We start from the raw sequence: 17,033 nt of genomic DNA, 5'->3' as shown, positions 1-17,033 counted from the left end.
TTCCTCCCAACTTTTTCTACTTTAGATATTTTTCTAAAGCGACTTTTCATGTTCTATTTCTAATTTAGACTGCACCATCTTGCTTGGATATGGATACATTGGCTGAGCTTGGTCGATTCTGCCCGTAATCTTCCTAAGACAGGTATTGAACAAGAAACTTAGCGTTGCCAACTTAGGCGATATATGCACGAAAATAACGAGTGTGTGGTTGGGCCAAACAGTTAGCAATGACAAGCTAAGCTCTCATCATAGATGAGAACCAGAAGTCGCTCACACTCATGTATGTCTTGCAGTGGCATCAATGCTAGCTTGCTAGGATTTCTTCTTGAGCCGTTTATAAAAGATGGCTTTTAAAATCCGCCCGCCCACTCATCAAATGATTGAATATTATCAAGCTCTTGCTGCGTTCTGGGTGCAGGATAGTAAGGCAAAGCCAATAGCTTATCGGAAGGAAGAAGCTCCCATTCTGGGCTCATTTTTAAACGGATTAGCTTGCTTTGGCCTTCTTTAGTGACATACATGTAGTAACCGTCACTGTGGGTATTGGCGTAACTTGCGATTTTTACCACATCGCCGCTTGGTAACTTGACCTTACGACCGAGCGGATAAAGTTGATGTAGAGCGAAGCTGACATGGGCGTCTTCAAGGTAACCATGTTTGAAACGGTACAAACCGATCGCAGTTGAAGTATGTCGTACGCTCCATCCCGCCAGTTTTAAACCTTTCAAAGAATCTTTAAATGGTTTGCCTGTTGGTTCGCCTTCGTTAGAGATGAACTGAACGATTACTTCATCTCCTTGTTCTTGCTGAATACTCAAGAATTGCTCGCCAGTTTTATCCGCTAATAATTTCATTACGTTTGAATTTGAAGTGAAACTGGTGTCCATAATACGCGTTCATATTTGGTATAACAAACGGTTTGCGCGATATTTCAAAATGCCAACTTTTCGTCAGCTCTCTCAATCGCTACTTATGAGTAAAAGCGGATTGATAGGGGGAAATTTTGAGAATTAGCAGAGTTAGAGAAAGAGTGAAGTGGTTGTCGTCACGACAAATTACTTGATTAGTTGCTACTCGTGAAACCTGCTTCAATAGCGCCAACGATAAAGTTCATCGTCAATTACTTACATTCAAGGTATTCATATGTTTTCTATTGGTGATTTAGTTGTAGCAACTAAAGGTATTGAGTTGGGTCAAATGGAAGTGACTGGCTTTAGCAGTGGCGGTTTTTACGTACACGTTCTAGTGAACGATATGTCACTGACTTACCCAGCAAAAGATCTTAAGAAAGCGTAATTAAGAACTCTTTTCTGTAAAGAAGGTAGCCAAATGGCTACCTTTTTGCGTTTGGGGACCTAACTGCGTTGATAGCAGTGATAAACATACCAAATCGCGATGAATGATATGGGGATAGCCAGTAAAGAGGCGATGGCATAACTGCTTGTGGCCGCCAAGGCAATCGCAACGGCACCAATCAACGTATGGCTTAGCGTTTGCACTGCCTGATAACCCGCGATATCGACAGCGGGCTGAGTCCCTGTTTTGGCGAAGCCCATCACCAAGGTATAGGCCGCCACGGTGTTAATTCCGATAGAAAGGCCAGTCGAAATGGTCATCATCCACACCATTTCTGTTTGTATTGGGCTATCAGCACTAATGATAAACCAGCCTAAACCACTTAAGATCATTATGCCTAGTCCAATCAGTTGAACACGCCAAGCACTCCAAATGAATATCAGTGGCGCGGCGATAATACACCCTGCAATCACCATTAGGTTATGTCCAAGACCTGAGATGAAACCGATCTGTGTCATCGTCCAACCTGAATCAACCAATATCAGTTTGATAAGTGCGAATAGTCCGGCACCGCCCATGGTAGTGAATACCGCTAGCCCTAACATGGATAGTGATAAAGGCCTTGAAAATACTTTACGAATTTTACCGGGGTGGCTTTGGTCTTTTTTGTTTGGCTTGGGTTCACGCCAAATACAGATAGGCACTATGCAAAGCAACTGTAAAATCGCGATTGAGCTAAATGTGTTGAAGTGGCCTAAATGTTCTTCCCCAACCAAAACGGCTGAGCCTCCTATGATCATTCCACCCATAAAGAACGCGACTTGTATAGAGTTTGCTTGGCCAAGTTTGGTACCTTGTGAGCGTTCTGCGGTAAGACCGTCAGTCGCAATATCTTGGGTGGAACTAAATAGAGCGAGTAGAGAGATGAGTGCTAATACAAGGTAGACGCTTTGTTGGTTTAACTCTATTTGAGCGATGGTAAATAAACACGCGGCACTAAGCAGTTGTAGGGGAATAATCCAACTTTTCCTTCGGCCCACTTTGGCTAACCAATGATTATCGACCAAAGGTGCCCAAAGTACCTTAAGTACCCAAGGGAGAGCGGCTATGGGGGTTAAAGCGATAACATCGAGGCTTAATCCGGAATGCCTGAGCAGTGCGGGGAAAGCTTGAAAGGCAAGTCCTAGCGGAATACCTTGAACTAAATATAAACAAGCCAACATTAGGTAATAGTGGCTTGAACGCTGGGCTGGTTGAGCCAAAGTGTGAGTGGTCAATGGAATTGTCCTTATATGCTGAATCCAGCTTGTTATGTGTTGTAAAACAGCTTTTTCATTTCGCTTGGTAGCAGTCCGTGTTGTTTTTTAAATGCAGAGCTAAAATGACTCACATTGCTGTAGCCTAAAGCGATAGCGGTTTCTGTTACACCACGCTGCTTGAGCATCACTTTAGCTTCATCCATCCTATGTTTTAGGAAGAAGGCATACAGGCTTTCGCCAAATAGCTGTTTAAAGCTATTTTTGAGTTTTACTGGGTTTAATCCAGTGCTGGCGGAAATTTCGGCAATGGTTGGTGCGCGCGACAAATCGGCCAATAATAGATCTCGGGCATAGTGAAGTTGGCGATAGGTTTGCTTGGGAAGGTCGAGCTCTTCAGCTGGGACACAAGCATCTAATTGCACCGCAAGTAAGTGGAGTGTCGCGCTGTATATTTTGATTTGCGAAAGCTTGGGTTGCATCAACTGATCAACAAGTTCGTTTACTGCTTGGCGGTTTTCATAGGTAAACCCAATTGGTTGCCATGAACCTTCTTGGCATATTTGGTCCATAACCAATTGGTAATCATGCCCTATCAAAGACTTCAACTTATTCACGCTGACACGAATTTCGATATATCGAGTATTTGGCTCGACAGTCATGGAGAAATTGTTTTTGGGGATGTAGGTAACGAGCATTCCGCCGCGTGTTAGTTTGACTTTTTTATTTCCTGTAGTGACGCTGACATTGCCCGTGACAAGGCAAGAGAATTGAATGTCCGAGTGATCGCTGTTGCCGTGCAATGTGGTCTGCTTTTGCAAGTCAAAATCAACAACCAGTACCGAGAGTTCAGAGTCTAAGTTGAGCTGCGAGACATTCGCCGATTGCTGCTCTCCGAGCACTACCACGTTCGAAGTTAAGGTTGATTGAGTTAGGTTTGAAGTCAAAGCAAAGATCCCTATATTGAAAGGTGCTACGTGAAGTAGCACCTATTACTCTGGTCAAATTACCATTTGAAGTTAGTCGAGAGACCAAAGGTCATTGGGTCACCAGAGCGGCCGAACCAGCCTGAATCCATTTCAAAGGCTCGAGTCAAATACTCTTCATCAAGAAGGTTTTTAGCCCAAAGAGTGACGTCAACATGATTAGAGGTATAACCGACGCGAAGGTTCAATACGCCATAAGCGTCTTGTTTTTGCGTGTTGGCAACATCAAAGTACATATCTCCAACCACATTGTAGTCGGCATAAACGAAGTAATTTTCGAGGAAATTAGCATCAAAACCAATCGAGTAATCGTAACGCGGTGCACTCGCAGGGCGCTTACCTGACATGTCGACTGAACCTAAGTAATTGCCATTTTGATCGAAGGTACGGCTATGGTAGTCGGTAAAGTGTGCATCGTTATATCCACCGGAGGCAATTAGTCTAATTTGAGGTGCAACAAACCAAGATAGCTCTGCTTCTATACCTCGGCTAACCGTACTACCGGCATTCTCAGTAAAGGACTCTGGGTACAGTTGCTGCTCGACTTGTTGGTCTTGCCAATCAATCCAAAACAGCGCGGTGTTGAACTTGAGACGGTTATCTAACCATTCGCTCTTCATGCCAAGTTCGTAGTTAATGGTGTACTCAGGATCGAACTCGTACGGATACCCTGGTGGCGTCAACATGTTGAATCCGCCACTTTTATAACCGCGAGCAATTGAGCCATAAAACATTAGATCGTCATTTTGGTAATAATTAACCCCGAGCTTCGGTAGAACCTCGGTAAAGCTGACTTCTTCATCACCGGTATAACTAGGGTAAAATGCAGTCCAAGTATTGCTAAATTGAGAATTGGTTTTTTCATGGTCGACGCGCAGACCTGCGGTTAACTCCCATTGTCGGGATAGCGAATAGAAGGCGTTACCAAATAGTGCAATGTTTTGTGTGTCAGTATCAGAAACTTTCTTATTAACTACGACGCCAAAGGGCGTGGTCATATCCATTCGGATGTCTGATTTGGCATTTTCATCGAAGTAATACAACCCAGCGAGCCAGCGGAAGTCTTGATCTTGGCTGGAGCTCAAGCGGAACTCTTGCGTGAACCGCTGGTGCGCCATGTCCATATACAAAAACACGGCAGGGTGGGCGGTGAAATCGCTATCTAAATTATCTTCTTTGTCTTCCGTGCTGTATGCGGTGATCGATTCGAAGTTAATGTTTTCGCCTTCGTAACTGGCTCGGATCGATCCAGAGTAGACGTCTGCTGCGATCTCTCCTTCAAAATCTGAGTAGACTTTATGACTGTCTTGCTTGATTTGCTCTAACGAGGCAAAAGAAGTATCTCCGTTTCGACGGTGATGAGCTTCGAGAGTGGTAATCACCTTCCAATCGCTGTCGTTAGGTAGCCAACCGAGTTTAATTCGGCCATTAAATTCGTCAATTGAATCAACGTCATCTTTGCCATCAAAATCTCTTTGCCAATAGCCATCGCCCTTACGATATTGCAGTGCCGTGCGGTATGCCCAAGAATCGCTATCTCCAATACCTCCGCCTGAAATTAAGCTGGTTTTAGTTTCATTGTAATTACCTACCGATAGCTTTACTGAACCCTCTCGGTAGAAATCAGGATCTTTGGTGATGACGCTAATGACGCCGGAAGAGGCATTCCGGCCATACAATGTACCTTGAGGTCCACGTAATATTTCTACTCGTTCAACATCGAGCAGCTCCATATCGAACATATGGTAAGGCACGCCATCGACAAGGAATAACACAGTCTGGCTTCCTTCCATGGTTGGCGTGATGCCTCGCATCGACATAAAACTAGCGTCAGATGGGTTACCTGCCTTGATCATAGAAACGTTAGGAGCGCTATTTATTACGTCATAATTACTATCGATGCCTGAACGCTCCATGTCGGCATCGGTAATCACAGTCGTGCTAATAGGCGTACTTTGCTCTTGTTGAGAAAACTTCTGAGCGGTAACGACTATGGTTTCGTGAGTTGCTTGGTCATGAGTGTTGGCTGCAACGTAATGGCTAGATAAGGAACTTGCAATAGCCACTGCTACACAAGAAATCTTGGTGTTCATGCTAAATCCTTTACAAGTACAAAACTGAAATGAAGAGATGTTTTTGGTCTCCAACAACCCACACTACTCGTAAAAGATTGCGTCGGAATTTTTATAATGAGTTACGTCATCGCTTTATTTGCAATGCTTCTCGATAAGTTAATTTGGGGAAACCTAAAACGAAGGGGATATTCCTACCCTTAAGGGATTAAATGCAAATGATTCTCAATAGTGTGATGAATAAATGCTAGAGAGATAGAAAATCCAGAAAATAAACCTCAGTTAAATAGTGTTCTGTAGGAATAAGGGGAGTAAATGTCCGATTGGGGCAATGCTTCATGTGATGGTAAGTGCGATTAACTTCTAAGGCGTTGATAAATCGTCGGTATAAAATAGAGAGGATAAATAATAATCGAACACTGTTTTCAAAATGTTCGATTAGGTGTATGCTGCACACGTGTACAGTTAAATATCATTGCGAGTGATGTAAAATGGTCAATAATTTGAAGGGCAAATGGTTAGTGATTCTGGCGTGTTGGCCGGCGCTGGCATGGGCGAATACTCAATCTACTCCTTTGCGTACCTACGCTTCTTCACCATTTCAATCAAGCTCATTAAGCACTCAACTTCGAAGTGGTTTTGCACCGCAACAAACCGAAGTGTTTTCGATGATCTCTGCCGCCAGTGTTTGGGCGCAAAGTGATGACTTTCAATTAGATTATTACCAAAACCAAGCGCATCTAGGTATGCAATGGCGCGTCAGCGATAAACTGAGTGCTGAGGTGATGTATCAATATTCTTGGGCCGGTAACAACCATCTTGATACCTTGACGATAGGCTTCCATGACTTTTTTAATATTGGTCAGAACGGCCGACTGGATGTCGACAAGCACAGCTTTGATATTCGTAGCGATACTTACGGCATTGAAGTCACCGATTTTGAAGGTGAGACATTAGTCAATGCGCTGCACGGCTATATGCAATATCAACTAATAGAAAACCAGTACCATGCTTTAGCGTTAGGCGGCTCTCTCTATTACAACAATGTCAATGATTCTCCTTTTGAAGCTTCGGTGTTTGAGCAAGGGGTACAGCTAAATTACTCGTTCATTAACGGTAACCACGCGGTATTTACAACCGTGGGGTTAACGCATCGCGACGAAAATGAGCTGATGAATACCATCCCAGTGAAGAGCGGTAGCACAGCGGCATTCGCCATCGGTTATAATTATCGTTTCTTTGAACGCCACGAGGTTGTGATTGAGTATCACGGTTTTGAGGGTGTATTGGACGATGGTAGTGAGTTTGAGAAACGCTCACATGAAGTAGTAACGGGCTATCGATACCACGGCAATGGTTTCGCATTTGAGCTGTCAGCGACTGAAAACGCCATCCATATGGATAACTCGACCGATATTATGTTTACCACTGGTTTGCGTGTTTACCTATAGCTCGGCTATCAATCACATCAAGTTAAAGCAGCGAGGTTAAAATCGCTGCTTAACAAACTCAATAAACGCTCGCAGCCTTTTAGGTTGGTAGCGATCTTTATGATACAGAGCAGAGAAGGGGACGCTAGCTATTTGCCAAGCGGGCATAACTTCAACGAGCAACCCTTGCTCAATTTCTTGCTCACAATACACTTTGGGTACGCGGATAATCCCATTTCCCGCCAGTGCTGACTTGATCAGTGCCCGGCCATTTTTACATGTGAGTGTGCCTTTTACATGTAGGTCATAATGCTGCGCTGAATCAATCGCTTGATATGACCATCGGGTAACAGAACCGGTCAGTAACGAATGTTGAGCCAATTGTTTAGGGTGTTCAGGCGAGCCGAACTTCTCAATATATAGAGGGCTTGCTAATGTAACCATCTCTACATCCAATAGATGTTTGGCGACAAACCCAGAATCTTCCAAGTTGCCCATACGAAAGGCCACGTCAAACTGGTCTTCGATTAAATCGATACGGTGGCTAGAAAAATCCAAATCAATCGTCACGTTTGGATAAAGCGACATAAATTCTGCGATCGATTGAGCGATCACTTCTTCACCTAAATAACCGCCTACACAGTTAACTCGAATCAGTCCACGCACCTGCTCGGTGTCATCTACCGCAGCGAGCAAAGCTTGGTCGATGCTGTGCAAGGCGGATTCACACTGTTTGTAAAATCGCTCTCCGGCTTGAGTGAGCTTGAGTGTACGAGTGGTGCGAATAAGTAAGGTGACACCCATTTGTTTTTCAAGTGCGCTTATCTGACGAGAAACATGCGAGCGGGAGACATTGAGCGCCTCTGCCGCTTTAGTAAAGTTTCCCAATTGAGCAATTAAAACGAATGAGCGAATGTCAGCAAGTTGAATGCGATTAATCATAAAAGAACCGTCAATATCAAACAGAGCCTTAGCTTAATTTTATTGTTGCACACGTGCAACAGTGATTGAACTTAAATGCTATATATCAACGATCACCAAAACCCTAAACTAGCTTCATTGCCACGTACAAGGGTACGGGCCAACTCAATCGAATTGGAGAATAATGATGAAAAAGTTAATTGTGGTAACAGGTGCAAGTTCTGGTATTGGTGAAGCGATTGCTCGTCGTTTGAGCGCGGCTGGTCATCCGCTTCTATTGATTGCTCGCCGTATCGAGCGTCTAAACGCATTGGAACTAGCAAACACACTGTGTGAAAAAGTGGATGTATTGGATAAAGAGAGTTTTGAAGCCGCGATTGCGAAAGCGGAAGCTCAGTTTGGCCCAACAGATTGTATCGTGAACAACGCAGGCGTAATGCTGCTGAGTGAACTAGATGTGCAAGACCCGGCAGAATGGAAACGCATGTTTGATGTAAACGTGATCGGCCTAATGAATGGCATGCAAGCGGTACTAGCGCCAATGAAAGAGCGTCGCAGTGGCACTATCATTAACATCAGCTCAGTAGCGGGTCGTAAGACGTTCCCGAACCACGCTGCTTACTGTGGTACTAAGTTCGCTGTACACGCTATTTCTGAAAATGTGCGTGAAGAAGTGGCGAATTTCGATGTTCGTGTAACAACGATTGCACCGGGTGCGGTAGAAACAGAGCTTCTCTCTCATACTACGTCTGAAGACATTATTAATGGCTACGGTGAGTGGAAAGAAGAAATGGGTGGTGTGTTGGCTGCTGACGATATCGCTCGTTCAGTTGAATACGCTTACAGCCAACCACAAGGTGTGTGTGTACGTGAGATTGTTTTAGCACCAACACGTCAACAACCATAAGCCTAATCACGCTTTTTAAGCCCTGCACTGCGGGGCTTTTTTTGCATTTGGAATTCTAGTTAAATTTTGTGAATATTTATGAATTTTAGTTCGCAGTAGTAGGGTAAATGGTGAGCAGTGACATGTGTCACAGATTGCAAAGGTCTCACAATGGATTCTGTTATTTGTTAAGGATATTGCGTGATGGCTGTTAATTTTGTTGCACAATGTTTGGCATAAGATGCTAAAAAAAAGTATCTTGGTAGATGATTTGGCACTTCAATCTAGGCGCAAACGTTATCTCAATCCAAAATATCGTTCGTGTGACAAAAAATAGTGATTCTTGCCAGTTTGTAGGGGAATTTGAAGAATTATTCGATTTTCCATCACATTTTTATGGCAAATTACTTCAATGATTGCTAATGTGTGCCGCAATCTTTGTAAGGATTTAGGTTTTTCTGCTTGAAAAGTGAGCAAAAAAAATCTAATTCACTACCGTTCGAGTGACCTTACAAAGTAGTCATGGATGCAAATAAAAAACTTGGAGTTTTACGCATGTATAAGAACAAAATTACACGCGCACTGTTCGTGGGCGCGGGCCTTTCTCTTGCACTTGTGGGCTGTGGTGACAAACCAGAGCAAAAACAAGCGGCAGCACCAGCACCTCAACCAGAAGCTCAAACAGAATCTTCAGAAACGACACTGGCTGCAGTTCAAGAGCTAGTTCGTGGTAACGGTACTGAAGTCGCGACTATCGACCCTCATAAATCTCAAGGTGTTCCTGAATCTCACGTTATCCGTGACCTACTTGAAGGTCTAGTTAACCAAGACGCTGACGGCAACACGGTTCCAGCAGTAGCAGAAAGCTGGGAAACGACAGATAACAAAACGTTCACTTTCCACCTTCGTAAAGATGCAGTTTGGTCAAACGGCGATCCTGTAACAGCAGGCGATTTCGTATACAGTTTCCAACGCGCTGTTGATCCGGCAACTGCTTCTCCATACGCTTGGTACATGGAATACACCAAGATGGTTAACGCGAAAGACATCGTAGCAGGCAAAACGGACAAGTCTGAGCTAGGTGTTAAAGCGCTTGACGATCACACGCTAGTGGTTGAGCTAGAAACTGCGGTACCTTACTTCGTTATGATGATGGGTCACACAACAGTTAAGCCAGTTCACCAAGCAACGGTTGAAAAATACGGTGACCAGTGGACTAAACCTGAGCACTTCGTTGGTAACGGTGCTTACGTTGTAGACCAATGGGTTGTGAACGAGCGTCTAACTCTTAAGCGTAACGAAAAGTACTGGGATAACGAAAACACGACTCTAAACAAGGTAACGTTCCTACCGATCGAAAACCAAGTTTCAGAGATGAACCGTTTCCTAGCTGGTGAAATTGACTTCACTAACGAATTGCCAATCGAGCACTTCAAGCGTCTAACAAAAGAGCACCCAGAATCAGTATCTGTAACGGGTAACCTTTGTACTTACTACTACATCTTCAACACGAAGAAAGCACCATTTGATGATGCTCGTGTTCGTCAAGCGATCTCATACGCGATTGACCGTAACGTAGTAACTGATGCAATCCTTGCTCAAGGCCAAAAACCTGCTTACTTCCTAACTCCAGAAATTACAGCAGGCTTTGATCCAGAAATGCCAGCATACGGTGCAATGACGCAAGAAGAGCGTAATGCAGCGGCGGCTAAACTACTAGAAGAAGCAGGCTTCGGTGCGGATAACCCACTGAAATTCAGCCTTCTTTACAACACGTCTGAAAACCACAAGAAGATTGCAGTAGCACTTGGTTCTATGTGGAAGAAGACGCTAGGTCTAGACGTTACTCTTGAAAACCAAGAGTGGAAAACTTACCTATCATCAAAAGACTCAGGTGACTTTGAAGTTGCTCGTGCAGGTTGGTGTGGTGACTACAACGAAGCTTCGTCGTTCCTAACTCTAATGAAGAGTAACAACACGACTGGCGGTATTCACTATGACAGCAAAGCGTACGATGACATCATGGCACAAGCACTTGCGTCTACTTCAGAAGAAGAGCGTAAAGCACTCTACCTAGAAGCAGAGAAGCTACTAGCGAAAGATATGCCTATCGCGCCTATCTACCAGTACGTGAAATCACGTCTACTTTCTCCACAGGTTGGCGGCTTCCCAGCAAACAACCCAGAAGAGAAAATCTACTCTAAAGATCTATACATCAAAGCTAGTAAATAACTAGGCTAATAGAACTATAAAAATATTGACGCTGCATGTGAGAAATCACATGCAGGGTCTTGTTGTACTTAACTGTCACAGACTGAAAGAGTGAGTTTATGCTTAAATTCATCGCTAAAAGGATATTTGAGGCGATCCCAACTATGTTGGTTTTGATCACCGTATCTTTCTTTCTCATGCGTTTCGCACCAGGTAACCCATTTTCTACTGAGCGTCCTTTGCCGCCGGAAGTAATGGCTAACATCGAGGCTAAATACGGCCTAGATAAACCTGTATTTGAACAATACACCACTTACTTATTTAACGTTGTACAAGGTGATTTTGGTCCTTCATTCAAGTACCTTGATTACTCGGTAAACGAACTGATTGCAGGTGCGCTACCTGTATCAGCAAAAGTAGGTGCAATCGCATTTATCTTCACTGTCATTTTGGGTGTTACCGTCGGCACCATTGCCGCATTAAGGCAAAACACCTGGATTGACTACACCGTAATGTCCACCGCTATGCTCGGGGTGGTGTTGCCATCCTTCGTGTTGGCTCCTGCTTTGATTTACTTCTTCTCCTTGAAGATGAAGCTTTTCCCTGCTGGTGGTTGGAATGATGGTTCCTTCCAATATCTGTTCTTACCAGTCATCGCCATGTCACTGCTTTACGTTGCAACCTTTGCGCGTATTACCCGTGGCTCAATGATTGAAACCTTGAACAGTAACTTTATTCGTACTGCACGTGCGAAAGGTCTTAGCTACCGCTACATCATTGTTAAACACGCACTGAAACCAGCGCTTCTTCCAGTTGTTTCTTACATGGGCCCTGCGTTCGTAGGTATCATCACTGGCTCGGTTGTTGTTGAGACCATTTTCGGTCTACCAGGTATCGGTAAGCTATTCGTTAACGCCGCGTTCAACCGTGACTATTCGTTGGTAATGGGTGTCACCATTTTGATTGGTTTCCTATTCATCTTGTTCAATGCCATCGTGGATATTCTACTGGCAATGATCGACCCGAAAATTCGCTACTAACAGGGACGTTTGGTTATGTTAACGAAAAAAGAAAACCTAGAAGCGATTGAAAAGTTTTCTGAGAATTTAGAAATCGAAGGTCGCAGTTTATGGCAAGACGCTCGCATCCGTTTTATGCGTAACAAAGCGGCGATGGTGAGCTTAGCAATCTTGTTTACAATGACATTGGCAGTCATCTTTTTGCCGATGATCGCTCCATACACATTTGATAATACCGACTGGGGTTCAATGCACGTTGGTCCTAACGCTGACCATTGGTTTGGTACAGACAGCTTAGGCCGTGACTTGTATGTTCGTACGCTTGTTGGTGGTCGAATCTCGCTGATGGTTGGTGTGATGGGTGCGTTTGTAGCGGTACTGATTGGTACACTTTACGGCGCGGCATCTGGCTTCATTGGTGGTCGAACTGACCGTATCATGATGCGTATCCTAGAAATCCTTTATGCGGTTCCGTTTATGTTCCTAGTTATCGTACTGGTGACATTCTTCGGTCGTAACATCGTCCTAATCTTCGTTGCTATCGGTGCAATCGCTTGGCTAGATATGGCGCGTATTGTACGTGGCCAAACTTTAAGCCTGCGTAGCAAAGAGTTCATCGAAGCGGCACACGTTTGTGGTGTGAGCAAGTGGAACATCATCACTCGCCATATCGTACCGAACGTATTAGGTATTGTTGCGGTTTACTCGACACTGCTTATTCCAAGCATGATCTTGACAGAGTCGTTCCTATCTTTCCTTGGTCTTGGTGTTCAAGAGCCGATGACAAGTTGGGGCGCGCTACTGCAAGAAGGCGCACAGACAATGGAAGTGGCTATTTGGCAGCTTGCTTTCCCAGCACTATTCATGGTTGTAACACTTTTCTGTTTCAACTATGTGGGTGATGGTCTGCGTGATGCGTTGGATCCAAAAGACAGATAATAACGACAGCTAGAAACTAGCAATAAATAAGCAATAAATTATAAAAAAATCGAAAAGATTATAGGAAGCAATGATGAGCTTATTAGATGTTAAAGATCTGCGTGTCGAGTTCACCACACAAGATGGTATCGTAACCGCAGTAAACGATCTTAATTTTTCACTAGAGCAAGGCGAAACCTTAGGTATCGTAGGTGAGTCTGGCTCTGGTAAGTCGCAAACCGTATTCGCAATCATGGGTTTGCTTGCGAAAAACGGCATTATTTCAGGCAGCGCAAAGTTTGAGGGTAACGAAATCCTTAATTTGCCTGAAAAAGCACTAAACAAAGTTCGTGCAGAACAGATCGCGATGATCTTCCAAGACCCAATGACATCGCTCAACCCTTACATGAAAGTTAGTGACCAGCTAATGGAAGTGTTGATGCTGCATAAAGGCATGGGTAAAGCGGAAGCATTTGAAGAATCAGTACGCATGCTTGAAGCGGTGAAAATCCCTGAAGCGCGTAAGCGTATCACTATGTACCCGCACGAGTTTTCTGGCGGTATGCGCCAGCGTGTAATGATTGCTATGGCGCTATTGTGTCGTCCAAAACTGTTGATTGCCGATGAGCCAACAACAGCGCTAGACGTAACAGTACAAGCTCAGATCATGGATCTATTGAACGAGCTGAAGAGTGAGTTCAATACCGCAATCATTATGATCACTCACGATTTAGGCGTGGTTGCAGGCTCTTGTGACAAAGTGCTTGTAATGTACGCAGGCCGTACCATGGAATACGGCAAAGTGGATGATATTTTCTACAACCCAAGCCACCCGTATGCGGAAGGTCTACTGAAAGCGATCCCTCGTTTGGATACAGAAGGTGAGATTCTACCGACAATTCCGGGTAACCCACCTAACTTACTGCGTCTACCGACTGGCTGCCCTTACCAAGAGCGTTGCCACCGTGTGATTGACCGTTGTAAGCAGGAGTCGCCGATTCTGACACCATTTGGTGAAGGCCGTCAGCGCGCATGTTTTTCTGATTGGGAGGCTTGGAGCAAATGAGTGTAGATAAACCACTATTATTGGATGTTAAAGACCTAAAAGTTCACTTCAGCATTGCTGCAAAATCAGCATGGCCATGGACAAAACCATCAAACCTAAAAGCGGTTGATGGCGTTAACGTGCGCCTATATGAAGGTGAAACGTTAGGTGTAGTAGGTGAGTCAGGTTGTGGTAAATCCACCTTTGCTCGCGCAATCATTGGTTTAGTTGAAGCAACAGACGGTGAAGTTGTTTGGTTAGGCCAAGACCTCACTAAAATGCAAGAAGTGAAGCGCCGCGAAACGCGTAAAGAGATTCAAATGATTTTCCAAGATCCTTTGGCATCTCTTAACCCACGTATGACAGTGGGCGACATCATCGCTGAGCCGTTAGAAACCTTCTACCCAGAGCTTTCTAAGCAAGAAGTGAAAGATCGCGTAAAAGAGATGATGGCGAAGGTAGGTCTACTGCCAAACGTTATCAACCGTTACCCACACGAGTTCTCTGGCGGTCAGTGTCAGCGTATTGGTATTGCACGCGCGCTAATCTTAAAACCTAAGATGATCATCTGTGATGAACCAGTGTCAGCGCTAGACGTATCGATTCAGGCACAGGTTGTTAACCTACTGAAAGAACTGCAAAAAGAACTTGGCTTATCGCTAGTGTTCATCGCGCATGATCTATCAGTGGTTAAACACATTTCAGACCGCGTATTGGTGATGTACCTAGGTAACGCAGTAGAGCTAGGCGAAGCTGATGCACTGTTTGCTGACCCTAAGCACCCTTACACTCGCGCACTGATGTCGGCTGTGCCTATTCCTGATCCGAATCTAGAACGCAGTAAGAAAATTGAAATGCTAGAAGGCGATTTACCGTCACCAATCAACCCACCATCAGGTTGTGTATTCCGAACGCGCTGCCCTCAAGCGACTGAGGCGTGTGCGAATCAAAAACCACATATCCAAGGTAATGATGTTCACGCAGTCTCGTGCTTGAACGTTAGCATTTAACCCATTCAGCCTGTGACGGGCTTAAGCGCGGCTTCTTAGTAGGTCGCGCTTTTTTTATGTCTGTGTTTTATTCGTTGCTGAATGCGGCTGGATTTGGCTTCGCATTAAAGTTGATTTTTGCGGCTTCTTTAAAGCCATTGGTTTCAAATAATAACGGGAAGTCATAATCAAACCTCACAAAGTCTTCAGTGAGAAATTGTTTTACTATCACATGCATAAACTCATCTATCGGATATAGGTAATAGTTTTCGCCATTACAAATTTTCGCAACAGCATAGGTTTTTTCATAACCCAATATAAATATGGCTTGGGACTCTTCAAAAGGTATGTTTTTTTCTTTTTTGTACATGATTCTGGGGTAAGAAAAACGACACCAAAGTTTCCGTTGTGAATTCCCATGAGAGCGAAAAAAGTCTGATCATGGCCTGAACTATCAATGACTGAAAACGAAGATATGCGACCTTGATAATCCTTCATGGTGTCAGCAAAACTGTTATAAACGATAGTCGTATACCCAGGGTAGGTATCACTCAATCCTTGCTGTTTTATATCTATGTTTCCCCCTGCATAGAGAGGGGGGCTTACAAAGCCTAAAACTACCAAAGTAAACACCATCAACTTTTTCATGTCTTTTCCTTAACTATTGAACTGAAGTTTTTATCCATACAAATAATCAATGAGTTTTAATGCTACATGACGTTTGGTGATTTTTTAGGGATGTATTTTATAAATCGCGATGTTAAGTGGCTAAAATGTAGGCGTTTGTATGAGGGGGCTAGCTCTTTGGTTTACCTTTCACTAGGTAGCGATATGTTCCTTCCTCGAAGAATTTGAACGAGTTGAACTAATTGGTTGGCTGTTGTTATCTGCATGATTCTCTAAACTCTCTATGTCTAAACGGCGATAGTTGAATAGTGGAGATGAACGATGGGAAAGTTAGTTGATGGCGTGTGGCATGATGTGTGGTACGACACCAAAAGCAACGGCGGCAAGTTCGTACGCGAAGATGCAGGTTTTCGAAATTGGATAGAAGATAAGCCTGACGCCAAGTTCAAACCAGAGTCAGGTCGCTATCACCTTTACGTGTCGCTTGCTTGCCCTTGGGCGCACCGAACGTTGATTTTTCGCCAGCTTAAGCAGCTTGAATCTCACATTGATGTCACTGTGGTTTGCCCAGACATGATGAATGAAGGCTGGCAGATGGGATTACCAGAGCCGCTGTTTGGCCATACGCGACTACATCAAATCTACACGCAAGCCAAATCGGATTACACAGGCAGAGTAACAGTCCCTGTACTGTGGGATAAGAAAACCGAAACCATTGTGAGTAATGAATCTTCTGAGATCATTCGCATGTTTAACTCCGCGTTTAACTCACTTACGGGCAATCAGCTTGATTTTTATCCGCAAGAGTTACATAGCGTGATTGACGAATGGAATGATTATATCTACCCGAACATTAATAATGGGGTGTATCGTTGCGGTTTTGCCACCACTCAAGACGCGTATGAAGAAGCCTACAATAAGTTGTTTGAAGCGCTAGATAAGGTAGAAAACCATTTAGCGACCCATCGTTACTTAACTGGGGCTAAGCTCACGGAAGCTGACTGGCGATTGTTTACTACTCTTGTCCGTTTTGATGCAGTTTATGTTGGGCATTTTAAGTGTAATAAGAAAAGAATCGCAGACTACCCAAACTTGAATGGCTATTTGAAAGAGCTTTATCAAGTGGATGGCATTAAGCAAACCACCGATTTCTACCACATTAAGCGCCATTATTATTTTAGTCACAAGGGTATAAATCCAACACAAGTTGTTCCCAAAGGGCCTCTGTTGGATCTCGAATCAACTCATGGTCGAGATACCTTGTAGCAACATATGAAATAGAACATGACTTAAGCCAGCGAAAGCTGGCTTTTTACGTTTTATTAACAGTTGGGCGCAGGGCATCTTCGGTGTTGATTTTTATTTAGAATGTTGTGC

General features: G+C 44.0%; 16 protein-coding genes. 9 read left to right on the top strand and 7 right to left on the bottom strand.

Translation table 11 applies throughout. The annotated features are described in order from the left end of the window. Positions 1 to 350: 350 nt before the first annotated feature. Positions 351 to 854 carry a hypothetical protein gene (locus OH461_RS05735; protein ID WP_270019874.1) on the bottom strand — a complete coding sequence of 168 codons (504 nt, stop codon included), beginning with the start codon at positions 852 to 854 and terminating at the stop codon, positions 351 to 353. A gap of 289 nt (positions 855 to 1,143) precedes the next feature. On the opposite strand from OH461_RS05735, the gene OH461_RS05730 reads away from it, so the two are divergent. Further along, positions 1,144 to 1,296 (top strand): hypothetical protein, encoded by a 153-nt coding sequence (locus OH461_RS05730; RefSeq protein WP_260259291.1) that lies wholly within the window; start codon positions 1,144 to 1,146, stop codon positions 1,294 to 1,296. Positions 1,297 to 1,355: 59 nt separating this feature from the next. Here the strand turns inward: OH461_RS05730 and OH461_RS05725 are convergent, their stop codons facing one another. Genes OH461_RS05725 through OH461_RS05715 form a run of 3 tightly spaced genes read right to left on the bottom strand, consistent with a single transcriptional unit; the run spans position 1,356 to position 5,631 of the window. Next, positions 1,356 to 2,573: an MFS transporter gene (locus tag OH461_RS05725; RefSeq protein ID WP_270019639.1), complete on the bottom strand. Its 1,218-nt coding sequence runs from the start codon at positions 2,571 to 2,573 to the stop codon at positions 1,356 to 1,358. Positions 2,574 to 2,605: 32 nt separating this feature from the next. Further along, positions 2,606 to 3,499, bottom strand: a complete 894-nt coding sequence (locus OH461_RS05720; protein WP_270019638.1) for a helix-turn-helix domain-containing protein — start codon at positions 3,497 to 3,499, stop codon at positions 2,606 to 2,608. A gap of 59 nt (positions 3,500 to 3,558) precedes the next feature. Continuing rightward, positions 3,559 to 5,631 (bottom strand): TonB-dependent receptor, encoded by a 2,073-nt coding sequence (locus OH461_RS05715; protein WP_270019637.1) that lies wholly within the window; start codon positions 5,629 to 5,631, stop codon positions 3,559 to 3,561. Between the two features lie 470 nt (positions 5,632 to 6,101). Here OH461_RS05715 and OH461_RS05710 point away from each other — a divergent pair, with 470 nt between their 5' ends. Next, positions 6,102 to 7,061 carry a DUF3187 family protein gene (locus OH461_RS05710; RefSeq protein WP_270019636.1) on the top strand — a complete coding sequence of 320 codons (960 nt, stop codon included), beginning with the start codon at positions 6,102 to 6,104 and terminating at the stop codon, positions 7,059 to 7,061. 36 nt (positions 7,062 to 7,097) lie between these two features. Here OH461_RS05710 and OH461_RS05705 read toward each other — a convergent pair whose 3' ends face one another. Continuing rightward, the gene (locus OH461_RS05705; RefSeq protein ID WP_270019635.1) at positions 7,098 to 7,982 is read right to left on the bottom strand and encodes a LysR family transcriptional regulator; all 885 of its coding nucleotides are present in this window, start codon (positions 7,980 to 7,982) and stop codon (positions 7,098 to 7,100) included. Between the two features lie 166 nt (positions 7,983 to 8,148). Between OH461_RS05705 and OH461_RS05700 the strand changes: the two genes are divergently transcribed. The 6 genes from OH461_RS05700 to oppF all read left to right on the top strand — a co-directional run bounded on the left by OH461_RS05700 (position 8,149) and on the right by oppF (position 15,050). Then, positions 8,149 to 8,868, top strand: coding sequence for an SDR family oxidoreductase (locus OH461_RS05700; protein WP_270019873.1), 720 nt, complete (start codon positions 8,149 to 8,151; stop codon positions 8,866 to 8,868). A gap of 534 nt (positions 8,869 to 9,402) precedes the next feature. After that, positions 9,403 to 11,079, top strand: a complete 1,677-nt coding sequence (locus OH461_RS05695) for an ABC transporter substrate-binding protein (RefSeq protein WP_270019634.1) — start codon at positions 9,403 to 9,405, stop codon at positions 11,077 to 11,079. A 98-nt stretch (positions 11,080 to 11,177) separates the two neighbouring features. Continuing rightward, on the top strand, positions 11,178 to 12,098 hold the full coding sequence (oppB, locus tag OH461_RS05690) for an oligopeptide ABC transporter permease OppB (protein ID WP_270019633.1): 921 nt from the start codon (positions 11,178 to 11,180) through the stop codon (positions 12,096 to 12,098). Between the two features lie 15 nt (positions 12,099 to 12,113). After that, the gene (gene oppC, locus OH461_RS05685) at positions 12,114 to 13,016 is read left to right on the top strand and encodes an oligopeptide ABC transporter permease OppC (RefSeq protein ID WP_270019632.1); all 903 of its coding nucleotides are present in this window, start codon (positions 12,114 to 12,116) and stop codon (positions 13,014 to 13,016) included. 73 nt (positions 13,017 to 13,089) lie between these two features. Beyond that, complete coding sequence (locus tag OH461_RS05680) at positions 13,090 to 14,061, top strand: ABC transporter ATP-binding protein (protein ID WP_260259285.1); 972 nt, start codon at positions 13,090 to 13,092, stop codon at positions 14,059 to 14,061. After that, entirely contained in the window at positions 14,058 to 15,050 is a 993-nt protein-coding gene (oppF, locus tag OH461_RS05675; RefSeq protein WP_270019631.1) for a murein tripeptide/oligopeptide ABC transporter ATP binding protein OppF, read from the top strand. The genes OH461_RS05680 and oppF overlap by 4 nt, the downstream gene beginning before the upstream one ends. Positions 15,051 to 15,117: 67 nt before the next feature. Here the strand turns inward: oppF and OH461_RS05670 are convergent, their stop codons facing one another. Both OH461_RS05670 and OH461_RS05665 read right to left on the bottom strand, forming a co-directional pair. After that, the gene (locus OH461_RS05670) at positions 15,118 to 15,267 is read right to left on the bottom strand and encodes a hypothetical protein (protein WP_270019630.1); all 150 of its coding nucleotides are present in this window, start codon (positions 15,265 to 15,267) and stop codon (positions 15,118 to 15,120) included. A gap of 8 nt (positions 15,268 to 15,275) precedes the next feature. Next, on the bottom strand, positions 15,276 to 15,677 hold the full coding sequence (locus tag OH461_RS05665; RefSeq protein ID WP_270019629.1) for a hypothetical protein: 402 nt from the start codon (positions 15,675 to 15,677) through the stop codon (positions 15,276 to 15,278). Between the two features lie 300 nt (positions 15,678 to 15,977). On the opposite strand from OH461_RS05665, the gene OH461_RS05660 reads away from it, so the two are divergent. Beyond that, the gene (locus OH461_RS05660; protein ID WP_270019628.1) at positions 15,978 to 16,922 is read left to right on the top strand and encodes a glutathione S-transferase family protein; all 945 of its coding nucleotides are present in this window, start codon (positions 15,978 to 15,980) and stop codon (positions 16,920 to 16,922) included. Positions 16,923 to 17,033 lie beyond the last annotated feature (111 nt).

This window comes from Vibrio sp. LaRot3 (assembly GCF_027587025.1).
Classification (GTDB): Bacteria; Pseudomonadota; Gammaproteobacteria; order Enterobacterales; family Vibrionaceae; genus Vibrio.
Note: the sequence above shows the minus strand (reverse complement) of the source record. Positions and strands in the feature narration are given on the sequence as shown.